Raw genomic sequence first — 23,778 nt, 5'->3', positions numbered from 1 at the left:
CTTAGACCTTGTTTTCTAAAATTGCTTGTGCAAAAGCCATGAGATCGGCATGTATTTGTGTGTCTTCGGGCAGGCCACCTTTGGTAAGGGTTTTCTGGCCCTTGCCTGTTAAAACCAAATGCGGCGAAGCGCCCAAGGCGATACCTGCTTGAAGGTCGCGCAAAGAGTCGCCTACGATCGGCACCCCTATTAGAGGGTTGACGCTGTCATTTTTCTTGTAACGCAGAGCAATTTCTTTCATGAGGCCAGGGGCTGGCTTACGACAATCGCACTGGTGAGAATCGACGTGTGGACAGAAAAAGATGCTGTCTATATGTCCGCCTAGCGGCTTGAGTAGCAACTCCATTTTGCTATGCATCGAGTGCAAGTCATTAATGGTGAAGTAGCCCCTCGATAGACCTGATTGATTGGTTGCTATTGCGATTTGATAGCCTGCTTGTGTGAGTAGTGCAATGGCCTCTAGGCTTCCCGGCAAAGGAATCCACTCATCTACAGACTTCACATAATCATCGCGATCTTCATTGATCACTCCATCGCGATCAAGAATAATTAGCTTGGAGGAGCTATGGCTCATGCTAATTTGCCGAGATCGGCAACGAGATTCATTTTCTGGTGAAGTTGTTGCAGGAGTGCTAGACGATTGTCACGTAGCTCGGGATTTGGATCCATCACCATTACATCGGCAAAGAATTGGTCAATTGGCGCACTCAAAGCAACTAGCGCTTTTAAGAGCTCCACAAATTGACGTTTCTCATAAGCAGTATTTAATGCAGGTGCGATCGCTTCCAGGGCTTGATGTAAAGCAGTTTCAGCGGGTATCTGTAATAACTGCTTTGAGCAAGCTGCAGGAATGGCAGTAGTAGTCTTTTTGAGAATATTGCTAATACGCTTATTAGCAGCAGCCAGTTGTGCGGCTTCCGTAAGAGCATTGAATTCACGAAGTGCGGTTAAGCGTGCGATTAGGTCATTAATTTGTGCTGGATCTTGGCTGAGCACAGCATCAATTTCAGCACTAGTAAATGGTTTTCCAGCCACTGATTGATCGCGTAAATATGCGCGCAGACGGTCAATGATGAATGCATAGATATCTGCACCCTTAGCCTTCTCTTGAACATCTTTCTGTGAAAACTGTGCGCGAGCTAAGTCAATTAACTCAGGCAGACTTAATGACAGATTATTTTCCGCTAAGAGACGACAGATACCAAGGGCGTGACGACGTAGAGCGTACGGGTCCTTATCTCCTGTTGGAGCAAGGCCTACCCCCCAAATGCCAACGAGAGTTTCTAATTTGTCAGCAATTGCCAGGATTGTTCCGGTTTGGGTTTTTGGTAGTGCATCGCCAGCAAAGCGTGGCATATAGTGTTCGCTACATGCTGCTGCAACTTCGGCATTCTCGCCATCATGGTTGGCGTAATAGCGCCCCATAATTCCTTGGAGCTCTGGAAACTCACCAACCATATCAGTTAGAAGGTCTGTCTTAGCAATTTCTGCTGCTCTAAGAGCAAGCGTTTCGTCAGCGTTGAGCTTTTTGGCAATACCAGCAGCAATTCCCTGAACGCGTTTGGTTCGATCAAGTTGATTGCCTAGTTGGTTGTGATAAACCACTTTACCAAGGTCAACTACACGCGAGCCTAGCGGGCGCTTTTGATCCTGCTGGAAGAAGAAGCGAGCATCTGAAAGGCGTGGACGAACCACACGCTCATTGCCGGAGATGATGGCGTCCGGTTTATTGGTTTCAATATTAGAAACAATCAGGAATCGATTGCGCAACTTACCGGGTTTGTCGGTCAATGCAAAGTATTTTTGATTTGTTTGCATTGTCAAAATCAAGCACTCTTGCGGGACCTCTAAGAACTCTTGGTCAAAATGACATTCGTAAATAGCTGGCCATTCAACCAAGGCAGTGACTTCATCTAGAAGGCTATCAGGCATTAATACCAAGTCATCGCCAGCTGCCTTGAGAAGCGCAGCTTCAATTTGCGCACGGCGCTTATTAAAACTCGGAACAATCTTGGCTTTGGATTCTAGATCAGATTCATATTGATCGGCATTGCTGATCGTAACGTTACCCGGGGCCAAAAAACGATGTCCTTCAGTTTGATTGTGCGCATCAATGCCTAAGGCGCTGATATTGAGGACTGTATTTCCATGCAAAGCCACAATACGATGAGCAGGGCGGGCAAATTGGACGTCTGCTAATTGACCATTTTTTTGTTGCACTTGGTAGTGCATCATTTTGGCAATAGGTAGTTTATTGAGTGTTTGCTCTAGTGCTGTTTGAGCAGCTGGTTCAAGCACCGCACCCTTAGCAACTACATTGAGATAAAGCGCTTCATTTTTACCTTCACCAGCTTTTTCTAAAGTGGTGGGATCAACATCAGCATAACCAAGAGACCCTAGTTTTTTAAGCAAAGGCGGAGTTGCTTTTCCTTCAGCATCAAATGCGATGCTCGTAGGTAATAATTTTTCGCGTACAGGGTAGTCTGATGCTTGATTCAATACATCGGTGATTTGAACTGCTAAGCGGCGTGGTGTAGCAAAGCCTGTTGCTTTAGATGAATCTGATGTCAGGCCCGCTGCTTTCAGCGCCGCAAAAATGCCTTCGCTAAATGCATCTCCTAGGCGACGCAAAGACTTTGGAGGTAACTCTTCTGTAAACACCTCAATCAACAAAGTGGCTAATTGAGGTTTTGAATTAGATGTGCTCATAAATAGATTGCAAAAATCTCGATGTGCTTAAGCCTGCGCTTTAGCCTGACGTTGACACATAGGGAAGCCCAGCTTTTCGCGGGACTCAAAGTAAGCTTGAGCAACTGCACGAGAGAGGTTGCGAATGCGCCCAATATAGGCAGCACGCTCAGTTACAGAGATGGCGCCGCGGGCGTCCAGCAAGTTAAAGGTATGCGCAGCTTTGAGAACCATTTCATATGCGGGTAAAGCAAGAGGAACTTCCATCAAACGCTTTGCTTCGCCTTCATAATTCGTGAAGTTGGCAAAAAGTAAGTCAGTATTGGAGTGCTCGAAGTTGTAGCAAGACTGCTCTACTTCATTCTGATGGTAGACATCGCCATAAGAGATGCCATCAGCCCACACGAGATCGTAAACATTTGAACAATTTTGAATGTACATCGCCAAGCGTTCGATGCCGTAAGTAATTTCACCAAGCACTGGCTTGCAGTCAAGGCCACCAACTTGTTGGAAGTAAGTGAACTGCGTTACTTCCATGCCGTTAAGCCAAACTTCCCAGCCTAAACCCCATGCTCCAAGCGTTGGGTTTTCCCAGTCGTCCTCAACAAAGCGAACATCATTTTCTTTTAGGTCTAAACCTAAGGCCGCGAGAGATCCAAGATAAAGCTCGAGAATATTTTCTGGGGCAGGCTTAAGAACTACTTGGTATTGATAGTAGTGTTGTAGGCGGTTTGGATTTTCACCGTAGCGACCATCTTTAGGTCTGCGGGATGGCTGAACATAGGCGGCCTTCCAGGGCTCTGGGCCGATGGCTCTTAAGAAAGTTGCGGTATGGGATGTACCGGCGCCTACCTCGAGGTCGATGGGTTGTAATAGGGCGCAACCTTGTTGGTCCCAATACTCTTGAAGTTTTAGAATGATTTGCTGAAAAGTAAGCATGATTAACCTGGCTAAGCCATTGATTTTACATGGCTAGAGCGGTCTGAAGCTAAAAATCTCTAAAAACGTCTGTGACGCAAGAAGCCCCATATCAACAAGAGGCATGAAATGCTCAAAATTGGCAAATTTCCCCAAATGACAAAGGGTGTTTTGCCTGCATAGCCCTGTACTTGCGTGACTAGGGTGCTCTGGGTAAATTCTGGCAGGTTTGCCAGTACTTTCCCATCGGCACCAAGTACTGCCGTGATGCCAGTATTGGTTGCGCGTAACGCAGGCAGACCTGCTTCCAAAGATCGCAATTGAGAAAGTCTTAGCTGCTGGGTAGACGCTTGGGATTTTCCAAACCATGCCAGATTAGTCATATTAATCAGAAGATTAACGGGCTGATCACTATTTTTGATTCGTGAGGCTAGCTCACCACCAAAGACATCTTCATAGCAAATGGTGATTGCGGCATAAACATCGGCTTTATCTTTGCGCGCAATCTTGAAGGGAGATTGATCTAGGCTACCCCTTGCAAAGTCACTCATTGGCACATGAAATGCGCTCACAAACCAATGGAAACCCGGTGGAATAAATTCGCCAAATGGTACTAGGTGGGCTTTGTCGTAATTATATGGAGCTGTGTTGGGTGATAAACCGGTGGCACGATTTGAATACTGCATTGCTTTATCACCAGGCACCTCACCAATCAATCCTAATAGTAGGTTGCTTGAACTGGCATTTGAAAAATCTTGCAGATAGTTCATTAAACCAACTGGCAAATTATTTTGTGGCCAAGGAAATGCAGTTTCAGGAATGATGATGAGATCTGCTGCTGATTTTTTAATTTCTGCAGTATAAAAATTAATTTGCTGGTTGATTGCTGACGGGTCAAACTTTAAGCGCTGCTCAAAATTTCCCTGAATGAGCCTTACGTTAATTGGTTCGCCAGTGGGTTTGGTAAAGCTGACGAGGCTTGCCAGCTGCGCGATGGATAAGACGCAAATAATGCTGAGGACACTCCAGATTGCCTGTTTGCGTACTTGGGTAATTTCCCAAGAGGTCCATATCACTAAAAACGTGCAGGCCAGACCTCCAAAGAATGGGGCAACTGGTGCAAAGGGCCCATTAAATTGCGCTTCTGCAAAACCCATCCAAGGAAAGCCGGTAAAGATGTAGCCGCGTAAGAATTCCATGATCACCCAGCTGGCAGCAAGCAAAAGACCCTGAAGGCGCGAGATCTTGAATAAGCGAATTGCAAGGGTGGCAGCGGAAAAGTACAGCGCAACGTATGCAGACAGTAAAAAAACAGCCATGCAAGAAAACAGGCTGTTCATTCCGCCAACATCGTGCAGGCTGATATAAAGCCACCACAGAGCAACTACAAAGTAGCCCAATCCAAAAATTAAGCCAAAACTCAAAAAAGATTTAAGCGTGGATTTGGATTCAAGATTGAGTCGCCACCAAACAATGCTCAGCAATGGAATCTGAAGCCAGCCGCCATAAGGTAGCTCTGCAACAACAGCAAGCAGCGCACCTAATGCAAAAAGAATGAGTGCATCAATGCTGCGGCGGTGCCCAATAGAGTGCAAGATGACCAAGGCAGATCTCAGTCAGATTTTTTGGGGATTTGACGAGCCAACAAAATGTGGATTTGTCGAGGATCTGCTCGCTGAATTTCAAACTCAATGTCATCAATCATCACGAGCTCTCCCATTTTTGGGACTCTGCCAAGGTGCTGAATAACTAGCCCCGCAACAGTTTCAATATCATCTTCTTCAAACTGGGTGCCGAGTTTTTCATTAAATTGCTCAAGCTCAGTAATGCCTTTGACGCGAATATCACCATTATCTAGGGCGATCAGGTTATCCGCCTCTTCATCAATGTCATGTTCGTCTTCAATGTCGCCAACAATCTGTTCGAGAACATCTTCAATCGTAATAATGCCGGCAATCCCACTGTATTCGTCAACCACAACAGCGAGATGATTGCGGTTATCTTTAAAGTCGCGCAATAAAACGCTTAAGCGTTTTGATTCAGGAATAAATACCGCTGGACGAAGCCAGTCACGCACTTGAAAATCTTTTTCTGTTGCATGTCGCAGTAAATCTTTGGCCAGTAAGATGCCAATGACGTTATCTCGCGATCCTTCGAATACTGGGAAGCGCGAATGGGCTGCCTCAATCACACTCTTAATGATTTCGGATAAAGGCAGGTTGATGTCAATCCAGTCAATTTGGGCGCGTGGCACCAAAATATCTCGCGCACATAATTGCCCCACTTGAAATACGCCTTCAATCATTGATAGCGCATCCGCATCAATTAAGCCCTCGGCTTGTGCTTCACGTAGAGTGTCTATTAACTCTTGGCGACGCTCGCTAGGATTGGTTGGCTGAGGTGTTAAAAAATCAGCTAATCGGTCTAAAAGGGATTTAGTGGGGTCGGGCATATAGCAAGAATAGCGCAGAAATAAGGCAATGAATCAATAGGGGTTGGCAAAACCCAATTTTTGAAGAATATTGATTTCAAGAGACTCCATTTTTTTGGCGTCCCTTTCAATCTCATGATCGTGACCCTTGGCGTGAAGGCAGCCATGAACTACTAAATGCGCTAAGTGTGCCTTTAAGGCTTTATTTTGCTCTTTTGCTTCCTTTTGTATAACGGGAAAACAAAAAACGATATCGGCCACCAAGGAATTTTTATTGAGCTCATATGGAAAAGTTAAAACATTGGTCGCGTAATCTTTTTTACGAAAGGCCAGGTTCAACTTCTTTCCCTCGGTTGCATTTACAAACCGAAGTGTTAATAAGCAATTACCGGGTATTGCTGCTTTAACCCATTTTTTGATGACGTTCGAGCTTGCTGCTTGATGAAGGCTGGCTTGAAGTGCCGGTGTAGCGCATTGAATATCAATGACTAATGTTGATGCATTCGATTTAGTGGGCATGGGCTTCAACCAGTTCACCTCTTAAGGTGTAATTTAGGACCTCGGTAATGCGAATATCGACCATTTGCCCAATAAGGGTATCGATGTCTTGATCGGGGGCCGTGAAATGAATGACGCGATTATTTTCAGAGCGACCCTGTAAGTTGACGCCATCTTTGGCAAGGCCTTCAATGAGAACCCTCTCAGTCTTGCCCAACATTTTTTGACTGATTTGATTGGCTTGACTTTCTACTAGCGCTAAAAGTGTTTGTAAGCGTTTGAGTTTTACTTCGTAGGGTGTGTCATCACTTAAATTCGCAGCAGGAGTGCCTGGACGTGGGCTAAAGATAAAGCAAAAACTGTTATCAAATTCCAGATCCTTCACCATCTTCAATAATTTTTCAAAGTCAGCTTCAGTCTCTCCTGGAAAGCCGACAATAAAGTCACTTGAAAGAGTGAGGTCTGGACGAACGGCACGCATTTTACGAATAATACTTTTAAATTCGAGAGCAGTGTAACCACGCTTCATGGCTGATAGCATAGAGTCAGAGCCATGCTGCACAGGTAGATGGAGGTGACTCACCAGCTTCGGTACCTTGGCATAGACATCAATGAGGCGCTGCGTAAATTCTTTTGGATGGCTGGTAGTAAAACGAATGCGCTCAACACCAGGAATCTCAGCAATATATTCAATGAGTAGGGCAAAGTCAGCAATCTCTTCGGTGTCACCCATCTTGCCAAGATAGGCGTTAACGTTTTGTCCCAGCAAAACAATTTCTTTAACACCTTTGCTTGCTAAGCCGGCAACTTCGGTTAGAACATCGTCAAAGGGGCGTGATACTTCCTCGCCACGCGTATAGGGCACTACACAGTAGCTGCAATATTTAGAGCACCCTTCCATGATGGAAACATATGCAGAGCCGCGTGTTTGTCGTGATGCAGGTAGATGATCAAATTTTTCAATTTCTGGAAATGAAATATCTACTTGAGAAAGGCCAGTTTTGCGTCGCTGTGCAATGAGATCCGATAAGCGATGCAATGTTTGGGGCCCAAAGACAACATCAACATAAGGTGCGCGACTCACAATTTGCTGGCCTTCTTGACTGGCAACACAACCACCCACGCCAATCAATAAATTTGGTTTGCTTTTCTTAAGCTCACGCAATCGCCCAAGATCGGAGAAGACTTTGTCTTCTGCTTTTTCACGAATAGAGCAGGTATTCAGAAGAACAACGTCGGCATCTTCGGGGCTATCTGTCATGACCATGCCTTCATCGGCATGCAAGAGGTCGGCCATCTTGCCCGAGTCATACTCGTTCATTTGACAGCCAAAGGTTTTGATATAGAGCTTTTTCATATGCCGTTCTCAGGTTTATAGCTGGGGGCGAAGCTCAGATTTTACTGCCTAAGGCCTTTGTGGGCTTTAGATGAGCCTATAGGCCAGGATGGCGACCAGGGTTGGAGGTATTGCGGCTATTAATAGAAAGAGAGCCGATACCGCACCGTTTGGAAAATGCTGCCTCAAGATCGCAATACCTGCAGGATTTGGCGCATTCGCAATAACAGTAAGGCCGCCACCAGCAACTGCGCCACCAACAAGAGCCAATTTAAATTCTGGTGATGTTCCTGTAACCAAGGAGCCTAAATACGTTAGTGCCGCGTTATCTGTAAATGCGGTGAGAACAAGACTGCCGTAAAAGACTGCCGTAGGACTCATCATTTCTAAAATTGGTTGTAGCCACCATCCCTGCAGTGCGCCTAAGACTACTAAACCGCCCAAGAAGAATCCAACCAATAGTGCTTCTTTCAATATAAGAGGGCTTTGATGTTTTGGGTAAGCGGTGGTGTAGCCAATGAAGAATAAAAGTATCCACATAAAAATAATGGGATCGTGGGCAAAGACAACAACACCACACAAAAATAGCAAGTGCATAAAAATAACCGCTAGAGGTAGCTTCACTTCTTTTTTGTCGGTGTTCGGTTCAATTAGCTGGCGATGAAATAAAAGAGTGGCAGCAAACGCGTTGATGAGAATTGCTATGCAGGACTCCAAGCCAAAGTTCGCAAACATAAATGCTGAACTCCAGCCCCAGGTGGAAGCAACCATCAAAACTGGCGGGGCTGCAAAGTTGGTTAGTGTGCCGCCAATTGATATGTTGACAAACAAAACACCAAGCGTGCCAAACAAGAGTGCTTTAGAGCACTTGTGGCGATAGACCAGGTCGCGCAGTAGAAAGGCTGCCAAGGTCATTGCTGCAGGCTCAGTAATTAAGGATCCTAGGAGCGGCGTGACGCCTAGGGTTAAGAAATAAAGAGCGGGCGCACTCTTGATGCGCAATATGGTCTGTAATATTTTTGCGAGCCCATGAAGTGCTTGGGTAGAGATATAGAGAATTGGTTTGGTGCCAGCAACGATCATGATGGCAAAAACAAAGAGCGGCTCCGTGAAATTGCGTTTATTCAGAAACTCTTTTGCTGTACTTAGATCATCTTTAAAGCCAATAAAAATAACCAGTACAGCAGCCCAAAACCCAAAAACAATTTCTACTTCACCCAGGAGGTGCCATAACCCAGCATGTCGCGGAGATTTTTTGGCAATAGATTCAAAATAACCGGTGCAAAAGGTATGCAAAACGGCAATTGCAAAAATAATACTTGCGCCAAGTTCTGTGGGGGTAAAGTTCATAGCAGAATGGTAGCAGGTACTTGATTAAAAGCATGCTTTGTTAATTTAGGAGATTTTGGTGAAATTAAAGATTGGATATCAAGAGCTCATTCAGGATGCTATGAATGAAATTGAGACTCTTCCAGCGGAAATGGCTCAGCAACTATTAGAGGACTCCAATGTGGTGTTTGTTGACATTCGTGATGTCCGTGAATTGGAGCGAGAGGGCATGATCCCCAATGCCCTACACGCACCAAGAGGCATGCTGGAGTTCTGGGTTGATCCCGAAAGCCCTTATTACAAGCCTGTGTTTGGCGAAGGCAAAAAACTCATTCTGTATTGCGCTTCTGCTTGGCGTTCAGCCTTAGCAACCCAAACCTTGCAAAGAATGGGCGTGCCAAATATTTGTCATTTAGAGGGCGGCTTTAGCGCGTGGAGGCAAGCCCAACTACCTATAGCGGAAAAAGCAAGCAAGCCCCACTCCAGTTAAAGTAAATTTGTCATGCAATTAATAGAGTTCATTTTTTAGGATATATATGAGAAAAGTAATCTCGCAATTTGGCCAAGGTCCGCTTCAGCAGAAATTAACTACCGGTGACTTGCATTTTCTATCTGATGCAGAGGTTTCAAAGGGAGGCTCCGGAACCGGGCCAAGCCCCCATGAATATCTGGGTGCAGCTTTGGCTGCTTGTACGTCAATGACTTTAAAAATGTACGCTGGTCGCAAAGATATGAAATTAGAAAATGCGATTGTGACTGTGGATATCGAGCGAGTCGACAATGTCGAAAAATTTTCTCGCGATATTCAATTGATGGGAAATTTAACTGCTGAAGAAAAAGAGCGCTTATTAGAAATAGCCGATAAGTGCCCGATACACAAAGCCTTAGCTGGCGAGATCCAAATAAAAACCCAGCTGGTAAATTAATACGAGCTGGGTTTGGTAGTGCTGTACTGCGACCTCAAAAGGCCTAACCAAGAAACTTAGTTAGGCGCTTTAGCTGGCTGATTGCTTTTACCGGCGTTATAGCCAGAGTTGTACTCAGAAGCTTGCTCTTTCTTGTACGCGTCGTAGACATAACCGGATGCCGCGCCAACTGCTGCGCCACCTACTGCGCCCCAGATTGGGTTGCCGTGGAAAATGGCAGTGCCAACTGCACCAGCTGCTGCGCCAATGCCAGCCCCTGAGAGTGTGCGCTGTTCTGTGTTGCTCATGTTTGAGCAACCAGCGATTGCCAAAGTTGCTGCTGTAATCGCGATAATTTTTTTCATCTCAACTGATCCTTTAAATATGTATTAGTTTGGCTAAGTTGTTTGGATTATTTTCTTGCGCAAGGGAAACGTGTAGCCAAGAAGCCCAATAAAACGCCTGCCGCTGGTTTGTCAGCAACTTGTGGAGTGCTTTGTGCAAACTTCACAAAATCGCCGATCACTTCATCGCGAGCTGGTGCTGGTTGCTTCACGCAAATAAATGGCTTGGCACGTTGTGGGTGGCGGGTTGCCAAATAGGTTTCATAAACGGCAGTAGTAAAGCCAATGCAGAAACTACGTGATTCTGGGCTCGCTGGGAGCTTGCAGGTATTTGCGAGTTCCTGGGTGCTAGTTACTTTGATGGATTCTTGGGCTTGCGCAACTCCGGCAAATGTCGCAAGGGCGACTAAAACAACGAGGAATTTCTTCATGGGTTCTCCCTTAAGTGTATGTAAATTCATCATAAACGATAAATAGGGCAGTTTTATGCCCTAAATAGGTGCAATCTGCACTTTTTTGGGTTTTTTGATTCCCCATAATGATGCAAAAAATAAGGGGGGAAATTTCATGGAAATTCTGAAATCCGGTAGTGATGCTTTATTCATTCTGCTTGGCGCCATCATGGTGTTGGCGATGCATGCTGGTTTTGCATTTTTAGAGCTTGGTACGGTTCGTAAAAAGAACCAAGTCAATGCACTTGTCAAAATCTTGGTCGACTTTGCGGTTTCAACGATCGCTTACTTCTTCATTGGCTACAGCATTGCCTATGGCGTGAACTTTTTCTCAGGCGCTGAATTGTTGGCTGAGAAAAATGGCTATGAGCTCGTGAAGTTTTTCTTTTTGCTGACATTTGCTGCAGCGATTCCTGCGATTATTTCTGGCGGCATTGCTGAGCGCGCTAAATTTAATCCACAACTGATCGCGACATTTGTATTGGTTGGTTTTGTCTATCCCTTCTTTGAAGGTATCGCCTGGAACCAACACTATGGGATTCAAGCGTGGATCAAGGGTTTGACCGGTGAAGAGTTTCATGACTTTGCAGGTTCAGTAGTAGTGCATGCAGTCGGTGGTTGGATTGCACTGCCTGCTGTGATTCTTTTAGGTGCGCGCCGTGGTCGCTACACCAAGGAAGGGCAAATCTCTGCTCATCCTCCATCAAGCATTCCCTTCCTAGCATTGGGCGCTTGGATTTTGGCGGTAGGTTGGTTTGGTTTTAATGTGATGAGTGCGCAAACCATCGACAAGATTAGTGGTTTGGTAGCAATCAATTCATTGATGGCAATGGTTGGCGGTACTTTGGCAGCGTGGGTTGTTGGTCGTAATGACCCAGGCTTTACTTACAACGGCCCGCTAGCTGGATTGGTAGCGGTTTGTGCAGGCTCTGACTTAATGCATCCAGTTGGCGCTTTGTTCGTTGGTTTAGTAGCAGGCGCTTTGTTTGTGTACATGTTTACGCTAGTGCAAAACCGCTGGAAGATTGATGATGTTTTAGGTGTATGGCCTTTGCATGGTTTGTGCGGTCTCTGGGGTGGTTTGGCTGCGGGCATATTTGGTACTAAAGCGCTTGGTGGAATTGGTGGGGTTACTTTTACTGGGCAGCTCATCGGTAGTGCGCTTGGCGTTGGTATTGCCCTAGTCGGCGGAATTGTGGTCTACGGCACTTTAAAAGCCGTGCTCGGCATTCGTATGTCACAGGAGGAAGAGTTTGAAGGCGCTGACTTGAGCGTCCATCGCATTTCTTCTACGCCAGACCGCGAACCTAACTGGTAGTTCTCTGCAGATCAATATATAGCCTGATTCATACCTATAATGAGTCATGGCTATATATGAACTAGACGGAAACGCACCTCAGCTGGCTGAGGGTGCTTGGGTAGCGGAAAGTGCCGAAGTCATCGGCAAGGTCGAACTTCATAAAAATGCGAGTGTCTGGCCCAAGGTTGTTATCCGTGGCGATAACGATCTCATTCAAATAGGTGAAGGCAGCAATGTGCAAGACACTTCAATCTTGCATACCGATCCTGGCTTTCCGCTAACGATTGGAAAAAATGTCACGGTAGGTCATCAGGTCATGCTTCATGGCTGCACGATTGGCGATGGCAGTCTGATTGGCATTGGCGCAGTCATTTTGAATGGCGCAAAGATTGGCAAAAATTGTTTGGTCGGTGCTGGCGCTCTCGTTACAGAGGGCAAAGAATTTCCAGATGGATCAATGATCTTGGGAACGCCTGCCAAGGTAGTTAAGGAGCTCACCCCAGAGCAGATTGCTGGCATCCACGATATTTCTGGACGTTATGTCAAAAATGCTCAGCGCTATAACAAGACCCTGAAAAAAATCTCTTAAGTATTGATAAAAAGTGCTCTACGTATTTAATGTAGTTCTACCAGTCTTTGCCCTCATATTGATTGGGTATCTATGTGGGCGCACGGGCAAGTTAGGCGCAAGTGCCTCTATCGAATTAAATCGGTTTGTTGTCTGGTTGGCTTTACCTGCGCAGCTATTTAACTTTGCTGCTAACAGTGGTTGGCAAACTCTCTGGCAACCAGGATTTATCGGTGCTTTTTTCTTAAGCTGTTTGATGGTCTTTGCTTTGGTGTTATTTATCAGCTGGTATCGGACAGGGGATTTGGCGGCAGCTAGCTTTAATGGATTAAGCGCCTCGTACTCCAATACTGGTTACATGGGTATTCCACTCTGTGCATTAGCGCTCGGCCAAGATGGTTTAGCACCTGCAATTATTTCTACCTTTATCGTCTTCGTGATGTTTGCCTTGGCAACAGTGTTTATTGAAATCGGCATTCTTTCTCACAAAAAGTCCCATGAAATTATTTTGAGTGTGGCAAAGTCCTTATGTACCAATCCTTTGCTCATTGCGCCAGTAGCTGGCTTATTGTGGGCTGTAAGTGATCTACAGATGTATGACCCGATTGCACAAGTGATTGCCTTTTTGGCTGCTGCATCAACGCCGTGCGCATTGGTTTCAATCGGTTTATTTTTATTGCAAAAAAGTGATGCTCCAGCAAGTCAGGCATGGGGCATTAGTTTTGCCAAGCTCTTTGTTCAGCCTCTAATCGCTTGGATAATTGCCAGCCCCATTTTGGATTTGCCCGGCTTGTGGGTAACAGCCATTGTGATTTTGTGTGCCCTGCCAACCGGTACCGGCCCATTTATGTTGGCACAATATTACAAAGCGGATGGTAGCGTGATTTCTCGAGTGGTATTGATCACTACTATGGGTTCTTTGTTATCGCTCTCATTATTTTTGTGGTGGGGCAATAGGGTTTGAGCCCTCGGCATCAATTTGCTTTTCCCATGAGGTGTTAATGAAGGCGGGTAATGTCATGCACTCATTGAAGATCTTCATGATTGTGGGATAGGGGCTTACATCCATTTTGCTACTTAAGGCATTAAACATTTGCGGCACGAGGCAGATGTCAATTAAACCTGGTTGATCGCCATAGGCAAATTTTCCAACCCTTGAATCATTGCTTAATTGTTTTTCTAAGCTTGCCAATCCAAGCTCAATCCAATGTTGATACCAAATGTCTTTTGCCTCCGTGCTGACGCCTAGTTGTTTAATGAGATAACGCAGCACCCTTAAATTATTGATAGGGTGAATGTCGCTGGCAATGTCCATTGCAAGTGCGCGCACCCAGGCGCGATCTATCGCTGAGTCTGGCAGCAATGGCGGTTCTGGTTCTATTTCGTTAAGGTACTCAATGATGGCAAGTGATTGATGGATGGTATTTTTCCCATCATCAAACAAAGGCACCAAACGATTGGGGTTCTTATTGCTATATTCATCACTCATTTGCTCGCCACCATTTTTACCCAGGTGCACGGGAATGATTTCATAATCCATAACCTTCAGATTCAAAGCAATTCGAACGCGAAATGCGGCAGAGCTTCGCCAGAAACTGTACAGCTTAGGTTTTGCATTCATGAAGGGCTTTCGTGGATCCGTTCTCATTAGTATATTGATGACTCCGAAATCAGGCTTGCGTCAATCTAAATTGCATTAGACTGGCTGCTATGGAACAGATTCAATTTTGGATTGGCATCATTGCAACCATGGCATTTGCGGTGACTGGCGTGCTCGCGATTGCGGATCGTGGCGTTGATCTCTTTGGTGTTTTGGTGCTCGGACTAATCACTGCCATTGGCGGGGGCACGATTCGCGACATCATTTTGGAGGCCCCAGTCTTTTGGTCTGAAAACCAGATTTATGTTTGGCTTGCATTGGGCGCAAGCGTTTTGACCTTCGTGGCCGAATCCTTTTTTACCCAGCCGCAAATTTATCGCTGGATGTTATATATCGACGGTTTTGGTGCAGCTCTCTTCGGAATTCAGGGGGCCGATAAAGCCTGGAGTATGGGTTATGGCTTACCGGTTGCCCCTGTCATTCTGGGTGTGATTACAGCGATTGGCGGTGGCTTGATACGAGATATTTTGGCGGGCAGAAAAACGCTCATCATGTCGCATGAGCTTTATGCCATTCCTGTCACCTTAGGTTGCTGTGCTTATGTATTGGTTTTGAACTTCTTGCCGCAATATGTACTTGAAGGATCTGTCCTTTGCATGCTGGCAATTTTTGGACTACGCGCAGCCGCTATTCATTGGGATCTGCGCGTACCCAAAATGTTTATTACTAAAACGCGCTAACTGCGCCATCACTGCGAGGGTCCCAGCCGCCACGCAAGGTGCCGGAAGGATCGCGGATGATGCAGCCTGCATGACCAACGGTCTCATCAAATGCATCGAGCATTTCAATTTCATGACCTAATGCATGCAATTCTTTTGCAACCCAAGGGCTAAAGCGCGATTCCAATTTCAGGCTGTCACTCGTTTGCCCCCACGTTCTGCCTAATAGCCAGCGCGGACGACTAATGGCGTCTTGCGGGTCAAGGCCGTAAGTAGCGGTGCGGGTAAAGACTGCACATTGAGTTTGCGGTTGACCATCGCCACCCATCGTTCCGTAAACCATCGAGCGACCATCTTTGAATAGCGCCATCGCTGGGTTCAAGGTATGAAATGGTTTGCGATAGGGCTCTAGATGATTCAGGGTTTTTGGATCTAGGGAGAAGCTGCATCCGCGGTTTTGCCAATTGACTCCAGACTTGGGTAGAACAATACCGGCACCAAACTCGTGATAAATACTTTGAATGAAGGAGACGCAGTTACCGTCACCATCAATCACGCCCATCCAAATGGTATCGGCCGGCCCCTTTCCCTGACCCCAAGGCAAAGCTTTATTTGGATCAATATTTTTAGCCAGTTTTTTGAGGAATGCTGGCGATAAGAAAGACTGCGCATTTTTTGTCATATACGCAGGGTCTGTCACAAATTGATCGCGAATTTTAAAAGCTTGCTTTGTAGCTTCAACGCAGTGATGTACATACTCAGCGCTATCTACTTTGAAACGTTTTAAGTTCAATTGATCTAGGATGCCAATGATCATCAAGGAGACAACACCTTGAGTTGGTGGAATCATGTTGTACACATTACCCAAGCTATGTTTGAGCTCCAAGGGGTCAATCAGCTTGGCATGGTGACGGTGTAAGTCATCTAGGCGTAAGGGGCTACCAATGTCCGTTAATTCTTTTGCAAGTAATTGCGCAAGATCTCCGCGGTAATAGTCATCCGTTCCTTTTTCTGCAATTTGGCGCAAAGTTTTTGCAAGACGTTCTTGTTTAAAGATACTGCCGACTGCTGGTGCTTTGCCGTTCACTAGAAAAGTTTTAGAAAAACCAGGAATAGAGCTGAGTTCTGCACGTTTTTTTTCGGTCAAACTAGATTGGCTGTAGGTAACGGGTACGCCTGCTTCTGCGTAATGAATTGCATCAGCCAATAAACGAGAGAGTGGAATCTTGCCGCCCAAACCTTGCTTGGAAAGTTTGTGTGCAGCACCCCAGCCTGAAATAGTTCCAGCAACCGTATTGGCAGCGATTGGACCGCGAAAAGGTATGGCCTTAGTAATACCGCGTTCCGCGTACCATTGTTTGGTTGCTAAGCCCGCTGCTGCACCACAGGCATCAATGCCCCCCATGGCCTTACCTGGAGAGTGCACCACCCAGAAGGAGTCTCCACCAATGGAGTTCATGTGTGGATACACTACGGCGATGGTTGCAGCTGCAGCCACCATCGCCTCCAATGCATTGCCACCTTCGCGTAAGACTGCTAAAGCTGATTCAGAAGCGAGGGAGTGCGGCGCAACCGCCATCCCTCGAATACCCCACTTTGCTTGCATCGTAAATCCCCTCTGTTTTTTATTTTGCTATTTGTTATAGCTATTTATTTTCTCGCAATTGACGCTCGATCTCCGAACTAGAGTCTACAGTGATCTCATTTTGTTGAACGCCTTCAAGCGGATCAACGGAGATGGCATTCACATCAACTGCAACCGCAGGCTTATCAATGAAGTAAGTAACAGTTTCTGGGATAAAGATGATGATCGCAACCAAGATAAGCTGTAAGCCAACCCATGGCAAAGCCCCATAGTAAATATCGGAACTTTTAAGCGATTTAGGCGCCACTCCGCGAAGATAGAATAAGGCGAACCCAAATGGCGGATGCATGAATGAGGTCTGCATATTGGCACCGAGAAGCACGCCAAACCAGATCAGATCAATGCCAAGCTTGTCTGCAACAGGAGCCAATAGTGGAATGATGATGAAGGCAATTTCAAAATAATCCAAGAAGAAGGCTAAAAAGAATACAAACAAGTTCACCACAATTAAGAAGCCAATTTGACCGCCTGGCAATCCTGACAATAGATGCTCAATCCATAGGTCGCCATCAACACCGCGGAAGGCCAAACCAAAGACGGTTGATCCAATCAGAATGAAAATCACCATGGCATTAATACGCATGGTGGAAGTCATTGCCTCCCAGACCAAAGGCTTTTGTAGGCGCTTGTTCATTGCCGCAAGAACCAATGCTCCAACTGAGCCCATAGCGCCACCTTCAGTTGGTGTTGCCAGGCCCATCAAAATGGTTCCAAGCACCAAGAAGATCAGAGCGATCGAAGGAACAATGCCCCAAAGGATTTTCTTGAACAATTTCCAGTCAATTTTCGGACGCGCTTCCGGGGGAAGTGCTGGTACATCTTGCGGTCTAAAAATGGATAAAAAGAAAATGAACAAGCAGAACAACACCACTTGGATGATCGAAGGCCCGATAGCGCCTGCATACATATCGCCAACAGATTTACCCAATTGGTCGGCCAACACAATTAAGACAAGTGAAGGCGGGATAAGTTGGGTAATCGTTCCGGAGGCTGCAATCACGCCCGTTGCTACGCGCGGGTTATATCCATAGCGCAACATAATTGGCAGAGAAATTAATCCCATGGCAATCACAGAGGCCGCAACGGTTCCGGTAATTGCACCAAGGATCGCACCAACAATAATCACGGCATAGGCTAAGCCGCCGCGGATCGGACCAAATAACTGACCTAAGCCTTCGAGCATGTCTTCTGCCAACCCACACTTCTCCAGAATGGCGCCCATGAAAGTAAAGAATGGGATGGAGAGTAGAAGGTCATTCGACAAGATGCCGAACACTCGATCTGGTAGCGCCTGCAAGAAGGTGGGCTGAAACATGCCCATCTCGATGCCAATGAACGAGAAAAATAAGCCAACAGCACCTAAAGAAAACGCCGCTGGATATCCAATTAATAAAAATACAATCAGACCCCCAAACATGATGGGGGCCATTAAATCTTGGCTAATCATTGGAGAGGTCTTTCGTATTTAGGATCGATTTGAATCATGCCAGTCAAAGCTGCATAGCGCTTAATGATTTCTGAAATACCTTGGAGTGTTAATAAGAAAAAGCCCAAAGTAATCACGCCGCGCACTGGCCAACGAATAAGACCACCTGGATTACTCGAGGTTTCATTTTGAATTACCGAGGTAATAAAAAATTCCCAAGAGTAGTAACCAATAATGATGGTCATTGGTAAAAAGAAAACAATGCCGCCCCAGAAATCTAACCAGAGGCGAACTCTGTTGGGATATAAGGCATAGAGCACGTCAACCCGCACGTGCTCATTCATGCGAAAAGTAGTGGCGGCACCAAACATTACCATGCCGGCAAACAAATACCATTGCGCTTCTAACCAACCGTTTGAGCTGATATTAAAGCCGTACCGAATCAGCGCATTTGCTGTGCTGACCAGTACGGCAATAAGAACCATCCAACTTGCTAAAACACCAAAACGGTCATTTAGGCGATCAACGAAATTTGCAAAAACTAAAAATTGTTTTGGCATTTCAGTTACTCGCTTAAATTTTATTTGACAGGATTGGTTAGCATGAAGCTCATGAGAGTTTGTTCTGCAACCTTGTTCCACAACATCTGATCGTTACGGAATTTTTTCCAAGGCTCGTAAATTTTCTTGAACGATGGATTCTTGGCAGCTTCTTCCTCATACATTTCAAACGCTGCAGTTGATGCGGCTTTCATAATTTCTGTGGAGTAAGACTGCAGCTTGACGCCATTCTTAATCAAGCTCTGCAAGGCAATTGGGTTTTTGTAGTCGTACTCAGCCATCATGTCGATATTGCATTCAGCACATGCTGAGGCTAAGGCTTCCTGATATTGCTTAGGTAGTTTTTCCCATTCTTTGATGTTGACGTACATGGAGTACATCGAACAAGCTTCCCACCATCCTGGGTAGTAGTAATAAGGAGCAATTTTGTAGAAGCCTAATTTCTCATCGTCGTATGGACCGACCCACTCAGCAGCATCAATCACGCCCTTTTCAAGCGCTGGATAAATATCGCCACCAGCAATTTGTTGCGGAATTGCGCCCAGGCGAGACATGACTTCACCACCAAGTCCAGCGATGCGCATTTTGAGACCTTTAAGGTCTGCAACAGTTTTCACTGGCTTTTTAAACCAGCCGCCCATCTGAGTTCCGGTGTTTCCTGCTGGGAAAGAAATGATGTTGTAGTCGCGTAAGAATTCACGTTGGAGCTTCAAGCCACCACCCCAATACATCCAAGCATTTTGCTGGCGTTGATTCATACCAAAAGGCACGGTGGTGTCAAAAGCAAAAGTTTTGTTTTTACCAACGAAGTAATAACCAGCAGTGTGGGTGCACTCCACAGTTCCTTGCTGCACTGCATCAACCGTACCAAAAGCTGGAACGATTTCACCGGCGCCAAAGATGCGGATCTGAAACTTGCCGTCCGTTAAAGCTGCTACCCGTTTAGAGATGAATTCGCCACCGCCATAAATAGTATCTAAGCTTTTTGGAAAGCTAGATGCACAGCGCCACTTCACTTCTGGCATGGATTGTGCAATTGCTGGTGCAGCCAATACGCCTGCGGCCGCGCCAACTGCGGCCTTACCTAAAAAGTCACGTCTTTTCATTTGCCTTGCTCCTTGTTTAGTAATTATTTGATGACATTTTTTATTTATGCCTTTTTGCTAACTTCTAGACCAATTAAAGCTAAGTGCGACAAGGTTGATTCGAGAGGGTTGCACCCTGATTTACAGAAATGCACCTCACTTGGGCGTATTGCTTCAAGTTAGTGCTAAACCCTTGCCTCATCATGGCTTAAATGCGTTGCATCAAATCCACATTTCTCGGGAAAACCCCGAGTCTATTTGATGGGGAATTACCCTAAGTAGTGGATTTCTTTGATTTTTTTCAAAGCATAATCAACCCGTTGTTTTTTATTTAATAAAAATAGTTAGGAGCTACTGATGTCAACATCAACTAAAGCAGCCCCAATGACCGCTGAAGAACGCAAAGTTATTTTTGCTTCATCTTTAGGTACGGTTTTTGAGTGGTACGACTTTTATCTTTACGGTTCACTTGCGGCAATTATTGCTAAGCAATTCTTCTCTGGCCTAGATGCTGGCTCTGCCTTCATTTTCGCTTTGTTAGCGTTTGCTGCTGGTTTCATCGTGCGTCCATTCGGCGCGTTGGTGTTCGGTCGCTTAGGCGATTTGATTGGTCGTAAATATACCTTCTTGGTAACCATCTTATTGATGGGTGGTGCGACTTTCATCGTGGGTATTCTGCCTAACTATGCAACTATCGGCGTTGCTGCTCCAGTTATCTTGATCGCATTGCGTATGCTTCAAGGTTTGGCTTTGGGCGGTGAGTACGGCGGTGCTGCTACTTATGTTGCAGAACATGCTCCTCATGGTCGTCGTGGTGCTTACACAGCTTGGATTCAGACAACAGCTACTCTTGGCTTGTTCTTGTCCTTGCTCGTGATTTTGTTCACACGTGAATTCACTGGTCCAGACTTTGACGTTTGGGGCTGGCGCGTTCCTTTCATCGTTTCTATCGCATTGTTGGCGATTTCTGTATGGATTCGTTTGTCCATGAATGAATCACCAGCTTTCAAGAAGATGAAAGAAGAAGGCAAATTGTCTAAAGCTCCTTTGTCTGAGTCATTCGGTCAATGGAAGAACTTGAAGATTGTTATCTTGGCATTGTTTGGTCTGGTTGCAGGTCAAGCAGTGGTTTGGTACACAGGTCAGTTCTACGCTTTGTTCTACCTCACCCAAGTGTTGAAAGTAGACGCTAAGACTGCGAACTTGTTGATTGCTGCTTCATTGGTAATCGGTACACCATTCTTCGTGATCTTCGGTAGCTTGTCTGACAAGATCGGCCGTAAAGTGATCATCATGGGTGGTTTGTTATTGGCTGTAATTACTTACATCCCTAACACTCCAGTTTCTGTGTTCAATGCTTTGACACACTTTGCTAACCCAGCATTGGAAAAGGCAATGGCAACTTCACCAGCAACCATTACTGCTGACGTGAATGAATGTACATTCCAGTTCAACCCAACAGGTACGGCGAAGTTCACAAGTTCTTGCGATATTGCAAAACAGGTGATGGCTGCAAACTCTGCTAGCTACAGCACTATTGCTGGTCCTGCAGGTGGTTTGGCTGTGGTGAAGATTGGTGATACAGAAATCACTGGCTACACACCAGTAGGTATGGCTCCAGCAGATGCAAAAGCAAAAGATGCTGAGTTCAAAAAGCAAATTCGTGATGCGTTGAATGCTGCTGGTTACCCAGCTAAGGCTGATCCAGCTGGCATCAACTACGTAGCTGTATTGCTCTTGTTGGTGTACTTGGTGATCTTGGTAACCATGGTTTATGGCCCAATCGCTGCGATGCTGGTTGAGATGTTCCCAACTCGTATTCGTTACACCTCTATGTCCTTGCCATACCATATTGGTAACGGTTGGTTCGGTGGCTTGTTGCCAACGATCTCCTTCGCCTTGGTAGCGCAAAACGGTAACATTTACTACGGTCTCTGGTACCCAATCATCATCGCTGCGATGACATTGGTAATCGGTACGCTGTTTGTACGTGAAACTAAAGACGTAGATATTTACGCACGTGACTAAGCATTTTTAGTCTGCATCAAATAAGAAACCCGATCAGAAATGGTCGGGTTTTTTTATTCCCACAAATCTTTTTGATTGCGATTGTTTAATAGTTTTTGATTTTGCTGGGCAATAGAAGTTTCTCTAGAGCCGGGGATGACCGTAATGACACTACCGGCATTCAATGCGCCTGTTTTTAAAACACGCAAATACCAGCCACTAAAGCCAGACTGCAGCATCGCTTTGCTTGCGCCTTTATAGCCCATGGCAGCATTAAATTTGAAGCAAGGTTCGCGTAGCTTTACAACGACAAATTCTAGTACGCCAATTTGCAGTCGATCGCCAACGAATACTTCGGTTTCTGCCAAACCTTCAATAGTGAAGTTCTCGCCAATAGCACCACGCTGTAGATCAACGGGTTTCTTAGTTTCACGAGTCAGTAGTTCGTTCCAAAAAGCGTAGTGCTCTGAGGGATAAACATAAATCGCTTTTTCTATGCCACCATGCACAGATAAATCCGCTTGTTCATCGCCCAAAACTCCAAGTGCAGTAATTTCTACGGATATAGGATTTTCTAAATCACTCACTACATTTTTTCGAATCGCCGAGGCAACGGATTTGTAGTTAGGGTGATGATTGCCAAATAGTGGAGCTACTTTTCCTGCGGAGATGGAGATAAGGCGCATAAGAGTGAATGGCTGATAAGATCAAACGATAAATCATGGAAAGTAAATAATGCACTTTTATAGATTGCTTGCCGCAACATTGCTTGTACTAATTCTTAATCCAGCAGCTTACGCTAAATGGGATGAAGAGCGTGACATGACTGCGAATGGCAAGGAGGAGTTGGTTTACTACTTTAAGACCAATGAGCAAGGTCAAAAGCTCGTGTTGGATAAGTATGTAAAGCGCCTCATTTTTATCCGCCCAGATAGGTTTTATAAGCGCTCTATTAAGCAAATCAAGATTGATGGAGTGGCGGTAGATGTCACTAGCGACCCCTTTTCTCGTTATCCCGAGCAAACCGCCATTGTTTTTGACAATAAGGATGAGGTACTCAAAAAGCTCTTTTTGGCAAAAAAGATTGAATTTAATGTCCTCTATGGCCGAGAAGAGGCTGTTAGCGTATTTCAGATCAAATAAGAGCCCATATGGCCCCAAACCTCAAAAGGCTCATTCCTTTAGACAGATGGATTCCGATCATTTACAATAGCGAGTTCGGCGAATTAGCTCAGCTGGTTAGAGCGACGGAATCATAATCCGCAGGTCCGGGGTTCAAATCCCTGATTCGCCACCAAATCTAAAGGCCATTGCCCAGCGGCAGTGGCCTTTTTTCTTAGGCTCGCTAGGCGCTTGGTATGAGTAAATTTTGGAACTTTGTCTTTTTCCAGCTAGGTTGGTTTGCTTGTGTATTAGGCGCTGCCAATAAACAGGTATTTTGGGCAGTTCTCGGCACTATGGCCTATATAGCCTTCCATATTTGGCGGCTAGACGAACCAAAAAGATCATTACACCTGCTGACTAGAGCTCTTATTTATGGGGTTGTGGTCGATACCCTGATCGTGCATCTAGGCTATTTAGATTTTCAGGACCCATGGCCCTCAACCTATTTATCGCCGGTTTGGATGTGGGTTCTTTGGGTTTTGGTGGCCACCACGATTAATGGCTCTCTATCTTGGCTACGCGGTAGACCAGTGTTAGGCGCGGTTTTAGGGGCGATTTGCGGTCCAATGTCTTACGAAGCAGGCATTCGAATGGGTGCCGGAGCGTGGCCTCCTGGAGGTCAAACCATTGGATTTATCTTGGTTGGGGTGGTCTGGGCCATTGCTATTCCCCTCTTTTTCTACTGGGATCGCACCCCAGTCGAACGCAGCCTAGTAAAAAATACGTAAATTCCGTTAAAAAGTCGCTTGCCAAGACTACTGTTTTTATATACAGTAACTCCTAAGTTGTTAAACAGTAGATAA

At 45.6% G+C, this 23,778-nt stretch carries 25 protein-coding genes and 1 tRNA gene; 10 read left to right on the top strand and 16 right to left on the bottom strand.

The genetic code is table 11. The features are described 5' to 3' along the window. Position 1: 1 nt before the first annotated feature. From gmhB to C2745_RS08555, 8 genes are all read right to left on the bottom strand, one after another. Positions 2-574 carry a D-glycero-beta-D-manno-heptose 1,7-bisphosphate 7-phosphatase gene (gene gmhB / locus C2745_RS08590; RefSeq protein ID WP_215384190.1) on the bottom strand — a complete coding sequence of 191 codons (573 nt, stop codon included), beginning with the start codon at positions 572-574 and terminating at the stop codon, positions 2-4. Then, on the bottom strand, positions 571-2,709 hold the full coding sequence (gene glyS, locus C2745_RS08585; RefSeq protein ID WP_215384189.1) for a glycine--tRNA ligase subunit beta: 2,139 nt from the start codon (positions 2,707-2,709) through the stop codon (positions 571-573). Before glyS ends, gmhB begins: the two co-directional genes overlap by 4 nt. A gap of 27 nt (positions 2,710-2,736) precedes the next feature. Then, entirely contained in the window at positions 2,737-3,627 is an 891-nt protein-coding gene (glyQ, locus tag C2745_RS08580; protein ID WP_215384188.1) for a glycine--tRNA ligase subunit alpha, read from the bottom strand. Between the two features lie 59 nt (positions 3,628-3,686). After that, entirely contained in the window at positions 3,687-5,210 is a 1,524-nt protein-coding gene (gene lnt / locus C2745_RS08575) for an apolipoprotein N-acyltransferase (protein WP_251368320.1), read from the bottom strand. A gap of 8 nt (positions 5,211-5,218) precedes the next feature. Then, the gene (locus C2745_RS08570) at positions 5,219-6,058 is read right to left on the bottom strand and encodes an HlyC/CorC family transporter (protein WP_215384187.1); all 840 of its coding nucleotides are present in this window, start codon (positions 6,056-6,058) and stop codon (positions 5,219-5,221) included. Between the two features lie 33 nt (positions 6,059-6,091). Further along, the gene (ybeY, locus tag C2745_RS08565; RefSeq protein WP_215384186.1) at positions 6,092-6,556 is read right to left on the bottom strand and encodes an rRNA maturation RNase YbeY; all 465 of its coding nucleotides are present in this window, start codon (positions 6,554-6,556) and stop codon (positions 6,092-6,094) included. After that, on the bottom strand, positions 6,546-7,892 hold the full coding sequence (miaB, locus tag C2745_RS08560; protein WP_215384185.1) for a tRNA (N6-isopentenyl adenosine(37)-C2)-methylthiotransferase MiaB: 1,347 nt from the start codon (positions 7,890-7,892) through the stop codon (positions 6,546-6,548). Before miaB ends, ybeY begins: the two co-directional genes overlap by 11 nt. A 66-nt stretch (positions 7,893-7,958) precedes the next feature. Next, a complete protein-coding gene (locus C2745_RS08555; RefSeq protein WP_215384184.1) occupies positions 7,959-9,221 on the bottom strand; it encodes a putative Na+/H+ antiporter in 1,263 nt (420 codons plus the stop codon). Between the two features lie 58 nt (positions 9,222-9,279). Between C2745_RS08555 and C2745_RS08550 the strand changes: the two genes are divergently transcribed. Then, complete coding sequence (locus C2745_RS08550) at positions 9,280-9,690, top strand: rhodanese-like domain-containing protein (protein WP_215384183.1); 411 nt, start codon at positions 9,280-9,282, stop codon at positions 9,688-9,690. 46 nt (positions 9,691-9,736) lie between these two features. After that, on the top strand, positions 9,737-10,126 hold the full coding sequence (locus C2745_RS08545) for an OsmC family protein (protein WP_215384182.1): 390 nt from the start codon (positions 9,737-9,739) through the stop codon (positions 10,124-10,126). Positions 10,127-10,182: 56 nt separating this feature from the next. Here C2745_RS08545 and C2745_RS08540 read toward each other — a convergent pair whose 3' ends face one another. Together C2745_RS08540 and C2745_RS08535 are read right to left on the bottom strand one after the other, a co-directional pair. Beyond that, on the bottom strand, positions 10,183-10,470 hold the full coding sequence (locus C2745_RS08540) for a glycine zipper domain-containing protein (protein WP_215384181.1): 288 nt from the start codon (positions 10,468-10,470) through the stop codon (positions 10,183-10,185). A gap of 47 nt (positions 10,471-10,517) precedes the next feature. After that, complete coding sequence (locus tag C2745_RS08535) at positions 10,518-10,880, bottom strand: Rap1a/Tai family immunity protein (protein WP_215384180.1); 363 nt, start codon at positions 10,878-10,880, stop codon at positions 10,518-10,520. Between the two features lie 136 nt (positions 10,881-11,016). Between C2745_RS08535 and C2745_RS08530 the strand changes: the two genes are divergently transcribed. Genes C2745_RS08530 through C2745_RS08520 form a run of 3 tightly spaced genes read left to right on the top strand, consistent with a single transcriptional unit; the run spans position 11,017 to position 13,733 of the window. Further along, on the top strand, positions 11,017-12,219 hold the full coding sequence (locus tag C2745_RS08530; RefSeq protein WP_215384179.1) for an ammonium transporter: 1,203 nt from the start codon (positions 11,017-11,019) through the stop codon (positions 12,217-12,219). Positions 12,220-12,265: 46 nt separating this feature from the next. Then, positions 12,266-12,790 (top strand): gamma carbonic anhydrase family protein, encoded by a 525-nt coding sequence (locus C2745_RS08525; protein WP_215384178.1) that lies wholly within the window; start codon positions 12,266-12,268, stop codon positions 12,788-12,790. A gap of 13 nt (positions 12,791-12,803) precedes the next feature. Beyond that, positions 12,804-13,733, top strand: a complete 930-nt coding sequence (locus C2745_RS08520; protein ID WP_215384177.1) for an AEC family transporter — start codon at positions 12,804-12,806, stop codon at positions 13,731-13,733. Here the strand turns inward: C2745_RS08520 and maiA are convergent. Continuing rightward, entirely contained in the window at positions 13,704-14,390 is a 687-nt protein-coding gene (gene maiA / locus C2745_RS08515; RefSeq protein WP_215384176.1) for a maleylacetoacetate isomerase, read from the bottom strand. The genes C2745_RS08520 and maiA overlap by 30 nt on opposite strands. An 89-nt stretch (positions 14,391-14,479) precedes the next feature. On the opposite strand from maiA, the gene C2745_RS08510 reads away from it, so the two are divergent. Next, positions 14,480-15,109, top strand: coding sequence for a trimeric intracellular cation channel family protein (locus C2745_RS08510; protein WP_215384175.1), 630 nt, complete (start codon positions 14,480-14,482; stop codon positions 15,107-15,109). Here C2745_RS08510 and ggt read toward each other — a convergent pair. From ggt to C2745_RS08490, 4 genes are read right to left on the bottom strand one after another with little or no spacing between them, the layout of a single operon-like run. Then, the gene (ggt, locus tag C2745_RS08505; protein WP_215384174.1) at positions 15,096-16,694 is read right to left on the bottom strand and encodes a gamma-glutamyltransferase; all 1,599 of its coding nucleotides are present in this window, start codon (positions 16,692-16,694) and stop codon (positions 15,096-15,098) included. The genes C2745_RS08510 and ggt overlap by 14 nt on opposite strands. A 40-nt stretch (positions 16,695-16,734) precedes the next feature. Beyond that, a complete protein-coding gene (locus C2745_RS08500; RefSeq protein ID WP_371743008.1) occupies positions 16,735-18,177 on the bottom strand; it encodes a TRAP transporter large permease subunit in 1,443 nt (480 codons plus the stop codon). Continuing rightward, on the bottom strand, positions 18,177-18,719 hold the full coding sequence (locus tag C2745_RS08495; protein WP_215384172.1) for a TRAP transporter small permease subunit: 543 nt from the start codon (positions 18,717-18,719) through the stop codon (positions 18,177-18,179). The genes C2745_RS08500 and C2745_RS08495 overlap by 1 nt, the downstream gene beginning before the upstream one ends. A gap of 20 nt (positions 18,720-18,739) precedes the next feature. After that, positions 18,740-19,825, bottom strand: a complete 1,086-nt coding sequence (locus C2745_RS08490) for a TRAP transporter substrate-binding protein (protein WP_215384171.1) — start codon at positions 19,823-19,825, stop codon at positions 18,740-18,742. A gap of 336 nt (positions 19,826-20,161) precedes the next feature. Here C2745_RS08490 and C2745_RS08485 point away from each other — a divergent pair, with 336 nt between their 5' ends. Next, positions 20,162-21,832 (top strand): MFS transporter, encoded by a 1,671-nt coding sequence (locus tag C2745_RS08485; protein WP_215384170.1) that lies wholly within the window; start codon positions 20,162-20,164, stop codon positions 21,830-21,832. Positions 21,833-21,885: 53 nt separating this feature from the next. Here the strand turns inward: C2745_RS08485 and C2745_RS08480 are convergent, their stop codons facing one another. After that, a complete protein-coding gene (locus tag C2745_RS08480; RefSeq protein ID WP_215384168.1) occupies positions 21,886-22,497 on the bottom strand; it encodes an MOSC domain-containing protein in 612 nt (203 codons plus the stop codon). A 49-nt stretch (positions 22,498-22,546) separates the two neighbouring features. Between C2745_RS08480 and C2745_RS08475 the strand changes: the two genes are divergently transcribed. The 3 genes from C2745_RS08475 to C2745_RS08465 all read left to right on the top strand — a co-directional run bounded on the left by C2745_RS08475 (position 22,547) and on the right by C2745_RS08465 (position 23,703). Further along, positions 22,547-22,954: a hypothetical protein gene (locus tag C2745_RS08475; protein ID WP_215384166.1), complete on the top strand. Its 408-nt coding sequence runs from the start codon at positions 22,547-22,549 to the stop codon at positions 22,952-22,954. A 77-nt stretch (positions 22,955-23,031) separates the two neighbouring features. Next, positions 23,032-23,108, top strand: a tRNA-Met gene (locus tag C2745_RS08470). A gap of 61 nt (positions 23,109-23,169) precedes the next feature. Next, positions 23,170-23,703 (top strand): DUF2878 domain-containing protein, encoded by a 534-nt coding sequence (locus tag C2745_RS08465; RefSeq protein WP_215384164.1) that lies wholly within the window; start codon positions 23,170-23,172, stop codon positions 23,701-23,703. The last annotated feature ends 75 nt before the right edge of the window (positions 23,704-23,778 follow it).

The sequence above is a fragment of the Polynucleobacter sp. AP-Kolm-20A-A1 genome (assembly GCF_018688315.1).
Classification (GTDB): Bacteria; Pseudomonadota; Gammaproteobacteria; order Burkholderiales; family Burkholderiaceae; genus Polynucleobacter.
Note: the sequence above shows the minus strand (reverse complement) of the source record. Positions and strands in the feature narration are given on the sequence as shown.

Bases quoted from the DNA above. Each gene is read 5' to 3' on its own strand.
- C2745_RS08540 (WP_215384181.1), bottom strand. From the start codon at position 10,470: ATGAAAAAAATTATCGCGATTACAGCAGCAACTTTGGCAATCGCTGGT.
- C2745_RS08525 (WP_215384178.1), top strand. From the start codon at position 12,266: ATGGCTATATATGAACTAGACGGAAACGCACCTCAGCTGGCTGAGGGT.
- C2745_RS08485 (WP_215384170.1), top strand. From the start codon at position 20,162: ATGTCAACATCAACTAAAGCAGCCCCAATGACCGCTGAAGAACGCAAA.
- C2745_RS08530 (WP_215384179.1), top strand. From the start codon at position 11,017: ATGGAAATTCTGAAATCCGGTAGTGATGCTTTATTCATTCTGCTTGGC.
- ggt (WP_215384174.1), bottom strand. From the start codon at position 16,694: ATGCAAGCAAAGTGGGGTATTCGAGGGATGGCGGTTGCGCCGCACTCC.
- glyQ (WP_215384188.1), bottom strand. From the start codon at position 3,627: ATGCTTACTTTTCAGCAAATCATTCTAAAACTTCAAGAGTATTGGGAC.
- miaB (WP_215384185.1), bottom strand. From the start codon at position 7,892: ATGAAAAAGCTCTATATCAAAACCTTTGGCTGTCAAATGAACGAGTAT.
- glyS (WP_215384189.1), bottom strand. From the start codon at position 2,709: ATGAGCACATCTAATTCAAAACCTCAATTAGCCACTTTGTTGATTGAG.
- gmhB (WP_215384190.1), bottom strand. From the start codon at position 574: ATGAGCCATAGCTCCTCCAAGCTAATTATTCTTGATCGCGATGGAGTG.
- ybeY (WP_215384186.1), bottom strand. From the start codon at position 6,556: ATGCCCACTAAATCGAATGCATCAACATTAGTCATTGATATTCAATGC.
- C2745_RS08570 (WP_215384187.1), bottom strand. From the start codon at position 6,058: ATGCCCGACCCCACTAAATCCCTTTTAGACCGATTAGCTGATTTTTTA.
- C2745_RS08495 (WP_215384172.1), bottom strand. From the start codon at position 18,719: ATGCCAAAACAATTTTTAGTTTTTGCAAATTTCGTTGATCGCCTAAAT.
- C2745_RS08465 (WP_215384164.1), top strand. From the start codon at position 23,170: ATGAGTAAATTTTGGAACTTTGTCTTTTTCCAGCTAGGTTGGTTTGCT.
- C2745_RS08555 (WP_215384184.1), bottom strand. From the start codon at position 9,221: ATGAACTTTACCCCCACAGAACTTGGCGCAAGTATTATTTTTGCAATT.
- C2745_RS08535 (WP_215384180.1), bottom strand. From the start codon at position 10,880: ATGAAGAAATTCCTCGTTGTTTTAGTCGCCCTTGCGACATTTGCCGGA.
- C2745_RS08545 (WP_215384182.1), top strand. From the start codon at position 9,737: ATGAGAAAAGTAATCTCGCAATTTGGCCAAGGTCCGCTTCAGCAGAAA.
- C2745_RS08510 (WP_215384175.1), top strand. From the start codon at position 14,480: ATGGAACAGATTCAATTTTGGATTGGCATCATTGCAACCATGGCATTT.
- C2745_RS08475 (WP_215384166.1), top strand. From the start codon at position 22,547: ATGCACTTTTATAGATTGCTTGCCGCAACATTGCTTGTACTAATTCTT.
- C2745_RS08480 (WP_215384168.1), bottom strand. From the start codon at position 22,497: ATGCGCCTTATCTCCATCTCCGCAGGAAAAGTAGCTCCACTATTTGGC.
- maiA (WP_215384176.1), bottom strand. From the start codon at position 14,390: ATGAATGCAAAACCTAAGCTGTACAGTTTCTGGCGAAGCTCTGCCGCA.
- C2745_RS08490 (WP_215384171.1), bottom strand. From the start codon at position 19,825: ATGAAAAGACGTGACTTTTTAGGTAAGGCCGCAGTTGGCGCGGCCGCA.